The organism is Paraburkholderia caledonica (assembly GCF_000383275.1).
In the GTDB taxonomy this organism is placed as follows: Bacteria; Pseudomonadota; Gammaproteobacteria; order Burkholderiales; family Burkholderiaceae; genus Paraburkholderia; species Paraburkholderia caledonica.
In genome coordinates this window covers 612,482-625,349 of the sequence record NZ_KB911034.1, presented here as the reverse complement: position 1 = coordinate 625,349, position 12,868 = coordinate 612,482, and the positions used below count along the sequence as shown (strand labels likewise).

The window sequence follows — 12,868 nt, the reverse complement described above, 5'->3', positions numbered from 1 at the left end:
GTAATCCGATGTCTTTTACGCCGCACGATATTTTCCAGCGCAGTTCAGCCCCCGTCACGATCGATGAAAGCAAGTGCATTGCTGAAAAAGGCTGCACTGTATGCGTCGATGTTTGCCCACTCGATCTGCTTGCAATCGACATGAAAAAGGGCAAGGCGTATATGCAGTTCGACGAGTGCTGGTACTGCATGCCTTGCGAACAGGATTGTCCGACGGGCGCCGTGAAAGTGTCCATTCCGTATCTTCTGCGTTGAGCGATGCGCGAAGTTCTTCCTCCTCATTCACGTCTATTCACGTTCATTCATGTCCCACGCGACCGGTCCAACCGACCCGAACCATCCGGGCGATCCACTGCACATTATCGCCGGAGAAGCAGCCGCCCTGCTGTCACGGCTCGCCGACAACGATGCCGTCGTGCGCCGCATTGCGCTGATCGAACTCGCCGATCTCGAGGATGCCTGCGTGATAGCGCCCATCGTCGCAGCATTGCAGCGCGACACCTCGCCCGAGGTGCGCGCCGAGGCGGCCCGTTTGCTTGCTTCATGGGAGCGCGACGACGTGGTGAACGCCCTATGCAACGCATTGCTCGATCGTGACACACAGGTTCGCGCGAGCGCCGCACAGAGCCTGTCGGAACTCAAGCAGGCGTCCTCTGGCGCGATACTGCTCGACTGGTTGAAGGAACCTGACCCATTCGTGCGATCGGCGTTGTTGCGCGCGCTGCGCGAACTTCGGGTGACGGACGCGCTTGCACCGGCGCTGCAGGCACTCGCCGACACGGACGCCAACGTGCGCGCCGAAGCCGTCGGCGTGTTGGGATGGTTGAAGAATTCCATTGCGCTTAGCCCGTTGGCATCCATTGCGACCGGCGACGCGGATGCATCGATCCGGCGCGCCGCGACAGCGGCGCTCGGCTTCGCGCCGCCGGCCCACGCTGAGACAACCGCAGCGCTCCTCACCGCCCTGCACGACGACGCCTGGCAGGTGCGCGAAGAAGCTGCCACGACGCTCGGCAAACTGCGTGCCGCAGAATCGCGCGATGCGCTTATCGAAGCACTCGACGACGCCTACTGGCAAGTCCGTTTACGAGCGCTGCGCGCGTTGGGTCAGATCGGCGACGCCGCGAGCGCGACGCACGTCGCCGCCCTGCTCTCTCATCCGATTAGCAACGTGCGCAAGGAAGCCGCGCTTGCGCTCGGTGAAATCGGCGAAATGAGCGATGCACAGATGCTCACCGCACTTGAAACCGCAGGAACCGACGCGGACCCGGAAGTACGCAAGGCAGTGCGTATCGCGCTGACCCAGATCGCCGGGCGCCGATGATGAACGCGCCTGAGCTGGTGGCAATCGACGCGGCTAGCGCGAGCTTGTCCATGCGCTGGCCGGACGGTGCGGTCTGCGAGTTGCCGTTTGCGTTGCTGCGCTCGGCATGTATGTGTGCACAGTGTCGCAAGCGCAAGCTCGATGGAGAGACGCCGTTATCGTCACCCTACGTGAAGCTGGTCGACGCGCGGCCGTCGGGCTACGGTCTGCAACTGGTGTTCGACGACGGACATGAGCGCGGAATCTTCCCGTGGATTTATCTGAAGCGGCTCGCAAGGGATCAGCAGACTGCGGCGGATCATCAGGAGTCGAGAACGCTATAGCGAGCGCACTCGGTTAAATGAGAATCCTCCCATTTTTGCGACGCACTCGCGCACAGATACTCGTCGATCAGACAGGCGCACCGGCGCACATAAAGACGAGACAGACAATGAAAGTTTTTTTGTTGAGCGACCTCGTCGCTCACGAACTGGTGTCCATGCAAATCGATCAAAAGTGGCTCTCGTTTGCGCATTTCACAGAGTCGGCGCAGCTTTGGCTCTCGCGTCATGCACCTGAACTTGAGTGTTCGGAAGCGTTGCTTCAGGAGATCGAACGTGAGGTTCTGCAGATTGCAACCCGACTCTCCGACAACCAGGCCGCTGCGGAAGACTACTTCCAATCACCACACCGATTCAACGATCTTCTGACAGCCAACTACACGCATCCTCTGGGCGAACAAGCGCTGTCCGCAACGCTTGCGGCGTGTCGCGAAAAGGGTTCCTGTGGTGCTCTATGTGCAGCATTGAGCGAACGCGCGCGCAGGCGTTGACTTGCCACCCGGCGCTTTGCGATTGGCCTGCAATGCGGCGACTTCGCTGAGCACGCTGAACTGCGCGGTCGTGGTGTATGGGAGAAAAGCCTCTCACACATCTATTTCGTAGGCGTGACGCATTTCCTGAAGGCGAGTCGCGTCCATGTCACTCCGCTATTGCGGTTTGTCGGTTGGATCGACGGAGTGGCAACACAAAGCACGGCTTGCAAACCCGCAACGCGTGCAAGCTCGATGGTTTCTTCTGGCGCCACGTCGAACATGCGTCGCCCGCGTGGAACGGGCCCATGACGCAGCGACATGATCAACACGCCATCGTCTCGCAGAAGAGAACTTACGTTGGGCATAGCGCGGCACCGCTGTTCATAATCGAGATGCATCCACACCGCGGTCAGCATTACCACGTCAAACGTTTCGTTCATCGAAGTAATAATGCGCAGATGGGGAAGACTGTCGTCAATCCATTCGATGCGCGATGACCGATGCAAATTGATGGCTGTAGTGCGCAGTTCGCCGACTGGTTCGACGGCTACCACCGTGTGCCCCATCGCCGCTAGCGCAGCCGCATCCGTTCCGATCCCCGCACCAATGTCGAGGACGCGCGACGGGGCGTCCGGCAACAGATGTACAACCTGAGAGTGCTGATCGGCGAACGAGATGCTCTGCCATCGCCGGATAAGACTTTCCGCTTCCTGCGCATAGCCTTCAGTGCCACTGACCTTGACGAGCATTGACAGTGCCTTGTTTCGACGGGTTTGCCGGATCGTCGGCCTTGCCTTTGTGCTGGATCCAAGCAGGCGCATCTAGCCAAAAGCGGCTTTTGGGCGCCGTATTCGCGCGGTTATATGACGTGGGGCTGGCAACGTGCCACGGGCGGCCGGGCGTTACACCGGCTGCTATGTCCGCGCCACTGTGTCGGGCGATTTCTCCGACCATACGCTGGCGAGTGATGCGGACCTTCACACCTGGAAAGCAGGCACCCGTGGGTGCTAATTTTGCGCTCTTCTCGCTGGCGTGGCATGCACGAGCTTGCGAAACGTTGGGACAACGCATACGGGCGCATCTCATGCGATAAGCCGCGCACTATGCGACCGACAAAACAAAAACCCCGTAAGTCTTCCGACTTACGGGGTTTCGCCACCATCACTGGCGGAGACGGAGGGATTCGAACCCTCGATCCAGGTTTTGGCCCAGATGCTCCCTTAGCAGGGGAGTGCCTTCGACCTCTCGGCCACGTCTCCCAAACTTTCGGTCGCGCAGGGAGTCAGCGCGACGAAGCCAAGATAATAGCGGGCCGAACAGCCAAGGTCAATGTCTGACGAACGCTTTTTGTGCCAATCTCGTCATTGAATTGCCATTTTGTTCGCGCAGCCGCGCAAACAGACATCAACGACCGTAGCGCTTCTGTACGCCCCGCCGTTTGCGTCGAATTACGCCTGATCCAGTTCGAACGCCTTATGCAGCGCGCGCACCGCGAGCTCCATATACTTCTCGTCGATCAGCACCGATATCTTGATTTCGGACGTAGAGATCATCTGGATATTGATGCCCTCTTCCGACAGCGTACGGAACATCGTGCTCGCGATGCCCACGTGCGAACGCATACCCACGCCCACCACCGAGACCTTCGACACCTTCGGATCGCCCAACACCTGCTCGGCCTGAACGTGACCCTTCACCTGGTTCGTGAGAATGTCCATGGCGCGCTGATAATCGCCGCGGCCCACCGTGAACGTGAAAGCCGTTTTGCCTTCGACGCTCTGGTTCTGGATGATCATGTCGACGTCGATGTTCGCGTCCGCCACCGGGCCGAGAATCTGATACGCAATGCCCGGCTTGTCGGGCACACCCATCACGGCGATGCGAGCTTCGTCGCGCTGAAACGCGATACCCGAGATGACTGCTTTTTCCATGGTCTCGTCTTCTTCAAAAGTAATCAGGGTGCCCGACTTCATTTCAGCGTCGAGCGGGATGAGCGGATCGGTCAGGCTCGACAGCACGCGCGTCTTGACCTGATATTTGCCGGCGAATTCCACCGAGCGGATCTGCAACACCTTGGAACCCAGGCTTGCCATTTCCAGCATTTCTTCGAACGTCACGCGGTCGAGGCGGCGCGCCTCTTCAACCACGCGCGGGTCGGTCGTGTACACGCCGTCGACGTCCGTATAAATCAGGCACTCGTCCGCCTTCAACGCAGCCGCAACCGCGACCGCCGAGGTGTCGGAACCGCCGCGGCCGAGCGTGGTGATGTTGCCGTCGGGATCGATACCCTGGAAGCCCGTGATCACCACCACCTTGCCCGCGTCGAGATCGCGCAGAACGCGTTCGCCGTCGATCTCGCTGATGCGCGCTTTAGTGAACGCACTGTCTGTCCTGACCGGCACTTGCCAGCCGGCGTAACTGACCGCGTCGACGCCGGCTTCCTGCAACGCGATGGCGAGCAGACCCGAACTGACCTGCTCACCCGTGGCGGCGATCATGTCGAGTTCGCGCGGGCTGGGCTGGGTCGTGATCTCTTTCGCGAGGCCGAGCAGACGGTTCGTTTCGCCGGACATTGCCGACGGCACGACTACCATCTTGTGACCGGCCTTATGCCATTTCGCGACGCGCTTGGCGACGTTCTTGATGCGCTCGACCGAGCCCATCGAAGTGCCGCCGTATTTATGTACGATGAGTGCCATTGTCGTTCTGAACTGGAGGAGAAACCGCGCTGGCGCGCTCGCGACGACCGCACAAAAGCACAGGGGCGCAACGTCTCGTGAACGGCGGCAAAGTGTGTGGCGGCGTAAATGCAGCGCGCGTGCAGCACGCGCGGATTTGCCCGTGATTGATCGCTAATGGCTTACCGGAAATTCGGATCACGATCGGAAAACCGACAAAAGCGACGGCAAAAGCGGGTCGGGCAAACAAGTTAACGTACCCGATCGTACGCAAAAAGACAAGCCGCACAGCCCGCGGCGAGGCCTGCAACGCCGCCGGCAAACGCATGCAGCACGCACCTCGGCACCTTTTTTCGTCGGCTCGTTCGAACCGGTACTCGCGCCCTATTTGAAGACTCAAAGTTGATAATCGTGCGACCGACCGGCCGGTCAGGCGATCAGCAGATCCTCGCGCCAGACGATCGTTACGCAGGGCTCGTCGGGCGGCACTGTTGACGGCAACGCGGCGCGATTCACGCCGAGCAACGGCACGAAGAGCAGTTCTTCGCCGATATAAAGCAGCGGCACTTCACGCTTCCATGCGGGAATGCCGCGTTCCTGGAACAGGTTTTTGAGCGTCCGACTGGGCGCGCCGGGCGCATCGCTCGTGCGCATGCGTTCGCCGCCGCTGCGCGCACGCGCGCTGAGCAACTCACGCTGTAAGACATTAACGGGAATCGCATCGGATAAAGCAGTGGTAGCCGATGAAGTCGCCTCTACCGCTTCGAACACGAACGTGCCGCGCCACTGTGGCAAACGCCACGTCGCTTCGCCGTGCCAGGCAAGTTCGCTAACCTCGCGTTCGACAAGCGCAGACTCGTCGGCGGGGTCGCCGCTATCGCCGGCTTCCCAGTACACGAGTCCTCGATAGCTGCGCAACGCGTGCCCTGCGTGGTCGATACGCAAGCGGTGCCCGTCGCCGCCCGCGCCTACTTCACGCAGTTGACGCAGCGCGTCGCCAAGACGCGCGCTCGATGCGGCGACGAAGCCCTGCGAGCGCATCCAGTAACGCATCAGGTTGAGCGCGCGGTCGTCGTCGAGCGCGATGAGCGCGTCGTGAGAGAGCGCACGGCCGTCGTCGCGCGAGACGATGTCGAGGTCGATACGCGCCAGTTCGTCGAGCAAGCGTTGCGCTGCAGCGGCGTGCGACGCGGTGCGGGCGAGCGCATCGCGGAAACCGGGAAAGTGCACGGCCAACGCAGGCGTGACGTGGTGGCGCAGCGCGTTGCGTGCATAGCGCGTGTCCGCGTTCGATTCGTCGTCGATCCAGCGCAGATGGCGTGCGCTCGCGTACTGTTCGAGTTGCGCACGCAGCAGATGAAGCAAAGGCCGCACGCGCACCGCCGCTGAACCCGAAGGCGAAGACTCCCGCGCCATGGCCGCCAGACCTGCGAGGCCGGCGCCGCGCAGCAGTTGCAGCAGCACGGTTTCAGCCTGATCGTCCGCGTGCTGCGCGAGCCATAGCGAATGAACGTCATGCTCTGCGCAAAGCGCGTCTAGCGCGCGATAGCGGGCCTCGCGCGCGGCGGCCTCCACGCTGACACCTGCATCGCGCGACACCTCGACGCGCCGCGCCGCGAACTCGACGCCGCGTTCGTGCGCGAAGGCATCGCAATGCGCAAGCCACGCATCGGCGTTAGCACTCAAGCCGTGATGCACATGGAGGGCCACGCAACGCGACGCGCCCGCAACACGCACGGCTGCATCGAGCAGCACGCTCGAATCGACGCCGCCGCTGAACGCGACCGCAATCCGGGCATGAGAAGGCAAAGTGGAAAGCGCAACGCTGATCGCCTCGAGAACGAGGCGATCAGCGGGCGATTCGGCGGGAGAAGTCACGTCGTTCAGCGCAGTATTAAAGCGTCATGCGCCGATGGACGAAGAGAGAACGCACGGGCTTAGGCGCCCGGCGTCGTCTCCTTGAACTTGCCGTATGACATCAGGCGTTCGAAACGGCGTTGACGCAGGTCGTTGATGCTCATGCCCTGGAACTGGCGCAGCGAATCGGCAAGCGCACGGCGCAGCATGGCAGCCATTCCCTTCGGGTCGCGATGCGCGCCGCCGAGCGGCTCGTTGACGATCTTGTCGATCAGGCCGAGCGCTTTCAGACGATGCGCGGTGAGGCCGAGCGCTTCCGCTGCTTCCGGCGCTTTCGCCGCGCTCTTCCACAGAATCGACGCGCAGCCTTCCGGCGAGATCACCGAATAGGTCGAGAATTGCAGCATCAGCACGCTGTCGCCGACCGCGATAGCAAGTGCGCCGCCCGAACCGCCTTCGCCAATGATCGTTGCGATCAGCGGCGTTTTCAGTTCTGCCATCACATACAGGTTGCGGCCGATGGCTTCCGACTGCCCGCGTTCCTCGGCACCGATGCCAGGATAAGCGCCCGGCGTATCAATGAAGGTGAAGATCGGCAGGCTGAATTTTTCGGCAAGACGCATCAGACGCTCGGCCTTGCGATAGCCTTCAGGACGCGGCATGCCGAAGTTGCGCAGCGCGCGCTCTTTCGTGTCGCGACCCTTCTGATGACCGATCACCATGCAGGCCTGGCCGTTGAAACGCGCGAGGCCGCCCACGATCGACAGGTCGTCCGCATAGTGGCGGTCGCCGTGCAGTTCGTGGAAATCGGTGAAGAGCTCGTTCACGTAGTCGAATGTGTACGGGCGTTGCGGATGTCGGGCGATTTGCGAAACCTGCCACGGCGTGAGGTTCGCGTACAGATCTTTGGTGAGCTGCTGACTCTTCTTGGACAGCCGCTCGATCTCTTCCGAAATATCGACGGCCGAATCGTCCTGCACGAAGCGCAATTCTTCGATCTTTGCTTCGAGTTCAGCGATCGGCTGTTCGAAATCCAGAAAGGTGGTCTTCATTGGTTTTAATCCTTGGACTTACCGGCAGCGCGTATTCTAACCGCGCTCGCCGATGTCTAAACCACTTCGCAACTATCAAAATCCAACAATTGATAGCTGCAAAGCGGCATCGCTTCTATTGTTTCAGTAGTCGACCGGCAATGGGTCAAGACTACGCCACATGTACCAGGTGGCGACGGTGCGCCACGGCTCCCAGTTCGCTGCGACCTCGCGCGCTTCACTGCGCGTGACGGGCTCGCCGCTAAAATAATTGACGCTGATCGCGCGAATCAGCCCGAGGTCGTCGAGCGGCAGCACGTCCGGGCGCGACAGGTTGAAGATCAGGAACATCTCCGCGGTCCAGCGGCCGATGCCGCGAATCTGCGTGAGTTCGGCGATCACCGCCTCGTCTTCCATCGACCTCCACTTGCCGACGTGCAGCGCACCGGAAACGAAGTGCTGCGCGAGATCGAGCACGTACTCCGCCTTGCGTCTCGACAAGCCGCAGGCGGTCAGCTTTTCCTGCCCCAGCTTGATGAACTGCTGCGGCACGAGCTTCGGACATGCGGCCGCGACTTTCGCCCATACGGCCTGGGCGGACGCCACCGAAATCTGCTGACCGACGACCGAGCGCGCGAGCGTGACGAACGGGTCGCCCCGACTCAGAAGATGCACCGGACCGAACTTCGGAATCAGCTTCTTCAAAATGCGGTCGCGCTTGACGAGATCGGCGCACGCCTTGTCCCAGTAGTCGGGACGCGTCACTTCGGGCGCGAGGCCGCCGATCTGCACCGGCACCGCAACTTCGCTTGCGCTCGCCGCTTCGCCGCCCGCAGCGGACGACGCACGCGTCTTGCGCACGATCTCGCCACCCTCACCCTCTTGCGCCTTCGCGACGCGCGCGATTTCCTGCACGTCGCCTGCAAGTTCTGCGGGCAACGCGCCGTTGCTGCTGCCGCTATTCGAGCGCGACGTTCTGCCGGACGATGCTTTACCGCGTTTCGCAACCGGCGCGTGCGCGGACGTGCCGTTGAGCGCACGCTTGACCGCGGTCTTTTTCGACGCACCGGCCGCGGTTTTCGCCGCCGCCCCCGCGCCTTTCGACGATGCCGCTTTCACCGCGCTGCTTGCCGTGCGAGCCGACGTTCGAGTCGACTTCGGTGCGGCTGCTGCGTTTGTTTGAGACGTGGCTCGTTTAGCCGGCGTCTTCGTGGCCGTTGCCATCCTGCCTCCTGCCTGGCGAGTCGTTCAGAGGGAAGTACGAGGTGCGCTCACACGCGCCGCCACTCGGTCAACCCGCCGGGTTTGTCTTCAAGTGCAACGCCGGCCTCGAGCAATTCGGCCCGGATCCGGTCTGCTGCCGCATAGTCTTTCGCCTGCTTGGCGGCCACGCGCTCGGCGATCTTCGCTTCGATCGCGGCGGGTTCCAGCGCGCCCTGTACCGCGGCGCCCGCTGCCTGCTGCAGGTACGCACGCGGCTCGCGCCCGAGCAACCCGAGCACCGCGCCGAGCGAGCGCAATTGACGGGCCAGCGCGGGGTCGCGCGTGCGATTTACTTCAGTTGCCAACTCGAACAACACCGACACTGCAACCGGCGTGTTGAAGTCGTCATTCATTGCTGCCTGGAAACGTTGGGCATGCATTTCGTTCCAGTCGAGCGCGGCGCCGTCCGGCGTGACGTCCTTGAGCGCGGTGTACAAACGGCCGAGGGCGTTGCGGGCGTCGTCGATATGCACGTCGCTGTAATTCAACGGCGAGCGGTAATGCGCGCGTGCGATGAAAAAACGCACGACTTCGGCATCGTACTGCGCCAATACTTCGCGAATCGTAAAGAAATTATTCAACGACTTCGACATCTTCTCATTGTCGATCTGCACGTAGCCGTTGTGCATCCAGTAATTCACGAAGGTCTGACCGGTAGCCGCTTCGCTTTGCGCGATTTCGTTTTCGTGGTGCGGAAACTGCAAGTCCTGCCCGCCGCCATGAATGTCGAAGCGCTCGCCAAGCAACGTGCAACCCATAGCCGAGCATTCGATATGCCAACCGGGTCGGCCACGGCCATACTTCGAATCCCAGCCGGTGTCGGCGGGTTCGCCGGCCTTCGACTGCTTCCACAACACGAAGTCGAGCGGATCTTCTTTCGCGTCGTTTGCGGCAACGCGCTCGCCCGCGCGCAAATCTTCCAGCGACTTGCCGGAAAGCTTGCCGTAGCCCGCAAACTTGCGCACCGCATAATTCACGTCGCCGTCGCTCGCCTGATACGCGTAGCCGTTCGCTTCGAGCTTCTCGATCATGCCGAGCATCTGAGGAATGAAGTCGGTGGCGCGTGGCTCGATGTCGGGCCGCTCGATGCCGAGCGCGTCCGCGTCTTCATGCAATGCATGGATGAAGCGGTCGGTCAGCGACTTGATCGTCTCGCCGTTTTCGACGGCGCGGCGAATGATCTTGTCGTCGATGTCCGTGATATTGCGCACGTACGTTACGTTGTAGCCGAGCGTGCGCAACCACCGCTGCACGATGTCGAATACGACCATCACGCGCGCATGACCGATGTGACAATAGTCGTACACGGTCATCCCGCAGACGTACATCCGCACGACGCCTGCTTGCAGGGGCACGAAAGTTTGCTTGTCACGCGCGAGCGTGTTGTAGATGCGCAGTGATTCCATAGAGAACGGTGCGTGGGCCGAAAGAAATCCGCAATGTGTTTCGTGCGTGCCGTCCCGCAAACACAAGACGGCCAGGACGAACTGTTGCCTGACTATTACCTGACTCCAAGCCGGGCTGTTGCTTGACTGTTGCTTGACTATTACCCGACTGAGTCTGGCTATGTCCGGCTGTCGCCCGACTGTTAAAACACGCACAGCAGCAAACCGGTGCACCTGGTGCGGCGGTCAGACTGCTATCAAGGCGGAGACGACCACGAGTGGCGAAAAGACAGCCGGCGGTTCGACGGAACGCGCAGACCTTTTGTTAGAATGGCTCGGAGTATAACATCCAGACCCGAGCCTATGAAACCTTCCAGCGGCCGCGCGCGCAGCGCTGCGACCCTTGCCGCGACGGCCTTCGAGAGCCCCGTGGGCAGCGCCCGCCGCGGCATTGCGCGTGACGTTGCACGCAGCCTCGCACGCGCCGTCACGCTGCGCTTTACCGTGGCTGTCGCCCTTGGCATCGTGCCGGGCGCCGCTGCCTTCGCGCAGAAAACGCCGACCGTGTCGCAAGGTCCCGCAGTGCGCGACAACACGCCGGAAATCGACGCATCCATCGCACAGAAAGACTGGCAAGCCTCGCTGACGCAGCTTGACGCGCGCATCGCCACGAACCCGCGCGACGCGCAGGCCAAGTTCAAACGCGCCACGGTGCTCGCGCATCTGAATCGCGACGAAGAAGCGATCACAGCCTTCACCGAGCTCACGCAGCTGTATCCCGAGTTGCCCGAGCCGTATAACAATCTCGCCGCGCTGTACGCGAAGCACGGCCGTTATGTGGAAGCACGCGCGGCGCTCGAAACCGCGACCAAGGTGAACCCTGGTTACGGCCTCGCTTATGAGAACCTGGGCGACCTCTACCTGCGCATGGCCAACGAAGCGTACCGGCGCGCGCAGAGCCTCGGCAAGGCAAGCGCCACGACCACGCAGCGCCTCGCCGACATCCAGAAGATCGTGTCGCCGCCCAAAACGGGCAAGTCGACCAAGCGAGCCGCTGCAGTGCAAGAGAACTACACGGAACGGGCCACCGCGAACATGACGCAAACGCCGAGCTTCCAGTACGGCGGCGCAAACGGCTCGCTCGCCATGCCGCCTTACATGGCGCCCTCGCAATGAAGCCGCCACCTTCGCGGCCATACGTTTTTTTCCAACCCTGAGGATCTTCATGAAATGGTTGATGTTGGCGCTCGGCAGCGCCGCCCTGATCGCAAACGCACCGGCGTCTGCGCAGTCCGGTTCGCAAGCCGCGCATCCGTCCGTCCTCCTCAAGACGTCGGAAGGCGATATTCGCGTCGAGTTGTATCCTGAGAAAGCGCCCAAGACAGTCGCTAACTTTCTCGACTATGTGAAGTCCGGTCAGTACAGCGGTACGATCTTTCATCGTGTCATTCGCGGCTTCATGATTCAGGGCGGCGGTTATACGCAAAGCTTCGCTGAAAAGCCCACGCGCGCGCCGATTCCGCTTGAAAGCCGCAACGGTCTGAAGAACATGGCAGGCACACTGGCCATGGCGCGCACCAGCGATCCGAATTCCGCCACTGCGCAGTTCTTCATCAACACGGTGGACAACGCCGGCCTCGACTACCCGAATCCGGATGGCAACGGCTACGCAGTGTTCGGCAAGGTCACGAGCGGCATGGACGTCGTGAAGAAGATCGAAGGCACGCCGACCACCACGCGCGGCCCAATGGGCGACGTACCCCAGAAGCCGGTGGTAATCGAATCGGCTAGCGTCGTCAGCAGCAAATAGCAGTACAACGACAGTACAACAGCACTAACGGAACACGGTACGCTCACGCAAGCGTCAGATCACGCCCCGGCGCGGCCCGCAGTCGAATGCATGAAGCGCACGCAAAACGCACCCAAGCGCATGAATGCACACGGCGGCTCACCGCGCCTCTTTCACCCACCCTGTTCATCAAAGGATTCCATCATGGTTGAACTGCATACGAACCACGGCGTCATCAAACTCGAACTGGACGCCGAGAAAGCGCCGAAGTCGGTTGAGAACTTCCTTAACTATGTGAAGGCCGGCCACTATGACAACACGGTGTTCCACCGCGTGATCGACGGCTTCATGATTCAGGGCGGCGGCTTCGAACCCGGCATGAAGCAGAAGCCGACGGCCGAGCCGATCAACAACGAGGCGAACAACGGTCTGAAGAACGTGAACGGTTCCGTCGCGATGGCTCGCACCAACGACCCGCATTCGGCAACCGCGCAATTCTTCATTAACGTGAACGACAACGACTTCCTGAACCACTCGTCGCCCACACCGCAAGGCTGGGGCTATGCCGTGTTCGGCAAGGTGGTCGAAGGCATGGACATCGTCGAGAAGATCAAGAAGGTCAAGACGGGTTCGAAGGGTTTTCATCAGGACGTGCCGGTTGACGACGTCGTGATCGAAAAGGCCGTGATCGTCGACTGATTGCCGGTCGCAGGCGCGCTCACACTATAAAGACCAGACTCAGGCACCTT

General features: G+C 61.3%; 13 protein-coding genes and 1 tRNA gene. 7 read left to right on the top strand and 7 right to left on the bottom strand.

Annotated elements, in window-relative coordinates:
* Positions 1-8 precede the first annotated feature (8 nt).
* From H281_RS0102860 to H281_RS0102845, 4 genes are all read left to right on the top strand, one after another.
* Complete coding sequence (locus H281_RS0102860; protein ID WP_020065580.1) at positions 9-254, top strand: 4Fe-4S dicluster domain-containing protein; 246 nt, start codon at positions 9-11, stop codon at positions 252-254.
* Positions 255-303: 49 nt separating this feature from the next.
* Entirely contained in the window at positions 304-1,323 is a 1,020-nt protein-coding gene (locus tag H281_RS0102855) for a HEAT repeat domain-containing protein (protein WP_020065579.1), read from the top strand.
* Positions 1,323-1,646 carry a gamma-butyrobetaine hydroxylase-like domain-containing protein gene (locus H281_RS0102850; protein ID WP_020065578.1) on the top strand — a complete coding sequence of 108 codons (324 nt, stop codon included), beginning with the start codon at positions 1,323-1,325 and terminating at the stop codon, positions 1,644-1,646. The genes H281_RS0102855 and H281_RS0102850 overlap by 1 nt, the downstream gene beginning before the upstream one ends.
* Before the next feature lie 155 nt (positions 1,647-1,801).
* A complete protein-coding gene (locus H281_RS0102845) occupies positions 1,802-2,134 on the top strand; it encodes a hypothetical protein (RefSeq protein ID WP_164701816.1) in 333 nt (110 codons plus the stop codon).
* Between the two features lie 101 nt (positions 2,135-2,235).
* On the opposite strand, the gene H281_RS0102840 is transcribed toward H281_RS0102845, so the two are convergent.
* The 7 genes from H281_RS0102840 to cysS form a co-directional block, all read right to left on the bottom strand.
* A complete protein-coding gene (locus tag H281_RS0102840; RefSeq protein WP_020065576.1) occupies positions 2,236-2,865 on the bottom strand; it encodes a class I SAM-dependent methyltransferase in 630 nt (209 codons plus the stop codon).
* Between the two features lie 416 nt (positions 2,866-3,281).
* Positions 3,282-3,375, bottom strand: a tRNA-Ser gene (locus H281_RS0102835).
* Between the two features lie 189 nt (positions 3,376-3,564).
* Positions 3,565-4,815, bottom strand: a complete 1,251-nt coding sequence (locus tag H281_RS0102830) for an aspartate kinase (RefSeq protein WP_020065575.1) — start codon at positions 4,813-4,815, stop codon at positions 3,565-3,567.
* 408 nt (positions 4,816-5,223) lie between these two features.
* Positions 5,224-6,672: a tRNA lysidine(34) synthetase TilS gene (gene tilS / locus H281_RS0102825; protein WP_020065574.1), complete on the bottom strand. Its 1,449-nt coding sequence runs from the start codon at positions 6,670-6,672 to the stop codon at positions 5,224-5,226.
* A 59-nt stretch (positions 6,673-6,731) separates the two neighbouring features.
* Complete coding sequence (locus tag H281_RS0102820) at positions 6,732-7,703, bottom strand: acetyl-CoA carboxylase carboxyltransferase subunit alpha (protein WP_020065573.1); 972 nt, start codon at positions 7,701-7,703, stop codon at positions 6,732-6,734.
* A gap of 123 nt (positions 7,704-7,826) precedes the next feature.
* On the bottom strand, positions 7,827-8,906 hold the full coding sequence (locus H281_RS0102815) for a DNA-3-methyladenine glycosylase family protein (RefSeq protein WP_020065572.1): 1,080 nt from the start codon (positions 8,904-8,906) through the stop codon (positions 7,827-7,829).
* Between the two features lie 47 nt (positions 8,907-8,953).
* Complete coding sequence (gene cysS / locus H281_RS0102810; protein ID WP_020065571.1) at positions 8,954-10,351, bottom strand: cysteine--tRNA ligase; 1,398 nt, start codon at positions 10,349-10,351, stop codon at positions 8,954-8,956.
* Positions 10,352-10,693: 342 nt separating this feature from the next.
* Here cysS and H281_RS0102805 point away from each other — a divergent pair, with 342 nt between their 5' ends.
* The 3 genes from H281_RS0102805 (at position 10,694) to H281_RS0102795 (ending at position 12,818) form a co-directional block, all read left to right on the top strand.
* Positions 10,694-11,506, top strand: coding sequence for a tetratricopeptide repeat protein (locus tag H281_RS0102805; protein ID WP_020065570.1), 813 nt, complete (start codon positions 10,694-10,696; stop codon positions 11,504-11,506).
* A gap of 49 nt (positions 11,507-11,555) precedes the next feature.
* On the top strand, positions 11,556-12,140 hold the full coding sequence (locus tag H281_RS0102800; RefSeq protein ID WP_027804241.1) for a peptidylprolyl isomerase: 585 nt from the start codon (positions 11,556-11,558) through the stop codon (positions 12,138-12,140).
* 183 nt (positions 12,141-12,323) lie between these two features.
* Positions 12,324-12,818, top strand: coding sequence for a peptidylprolyl isomerase (locus H281_RS0102795; protein ID WP_020065568.1), 495 nt, complete (start codon positions 12,324-12,326; stop codon positions 12,816-12,818).
* The last annotated feature ends 50 nt before the right edge of the window (positions 12,819-12,868 follow it).

Excerpts from the sequence above, each read along its gene's own strand:
- H281_RS0102830 (WP_020065575.1), bottom strand. The coding sequence starts at position 4,815 with ATGGCACTCATCGTACATAAATACGGCGGCACTTCGATGGGCTCGGTC.
- cysS (WP_020065571.1), bottom strand. The coding sequence starts at position 10,351 with ATGGAATCACTGCGCATCTACAACACGCTCGCGCGTGACAAGCAAACT.
- H281_RS0102805 (WP_020065570.1), top strand. The coding sequence starts at position 10,694 with ATGAAACCTTCCAGCGGCCGCGCGCGCAGCGCTGCGACCCTTGCCGCG.
- H281_RS0102840 (WP_020065576.1), bottom strand. The coding sequence starts at position 2,865 with ATGCTCGTCAAGGTCAGTGGCACTGAAGGCTATGCGCAGGAAGCGGAA.
- H281_RS0102820 (WP_020065573.1), bottom strand. The coding sequence starts at position 7,703 with ATGAAGACCACCTTTCTGGATTTCGAACAGCCGATCGCTGAACTCGAA.
- H281_RS0102795 (WP_020065568.1), top strand. The coding sequence starts at position 12,324 with ATGGTTGAACTGCATACGAACCACGGCGTCATCAAACTCGAACTGGAC.
- H281_RS0102845 (WP_164701816.1), top strand. The coding sequence starts at position 1,802 with ATGCAAATCGATCAAAAGTGGCTCTCGTTTGCGCATTTCACAGAGTCG.
- H281_RS0102860 (WP_020065580.1), top strand. The coding sequence starts at position 9 with ATGTCTTTTACGCCGCACGATATTTTCCAGCGCAGTTCAGCCCCCGTC.
- H281_RS0102800 (WP_027804241.1), top strand. The coding sequence starts at position 11,556 with ATGAAATGGTTGATGTTGGCGCTCGGCAGCGCCGCCCTGATCGCAAAC.
- H281_RS0102855 (WP_020065579.1), top strand. The coding sequence starts at position 304 with ATGTCCCACGCGACCGGTCCAACCGACCCGAACCATCCGGGCGATCCA.
- H281_RS0102850 (WP_020065578.1), top strand. The coding sequence starts at position 1,323 with ATGAACGCGCCTGAGCTGGTGGCAATCGACGCGGCTAGCGCGAGCTTG.
- H281_RS0102815 (WP_020065572.1), bottom strand. The coding sequence starts at position 8,906 with ATGGCAACGGCCACGAAGACGCCGGCTAAACGAGCCACGTCTCAAACA.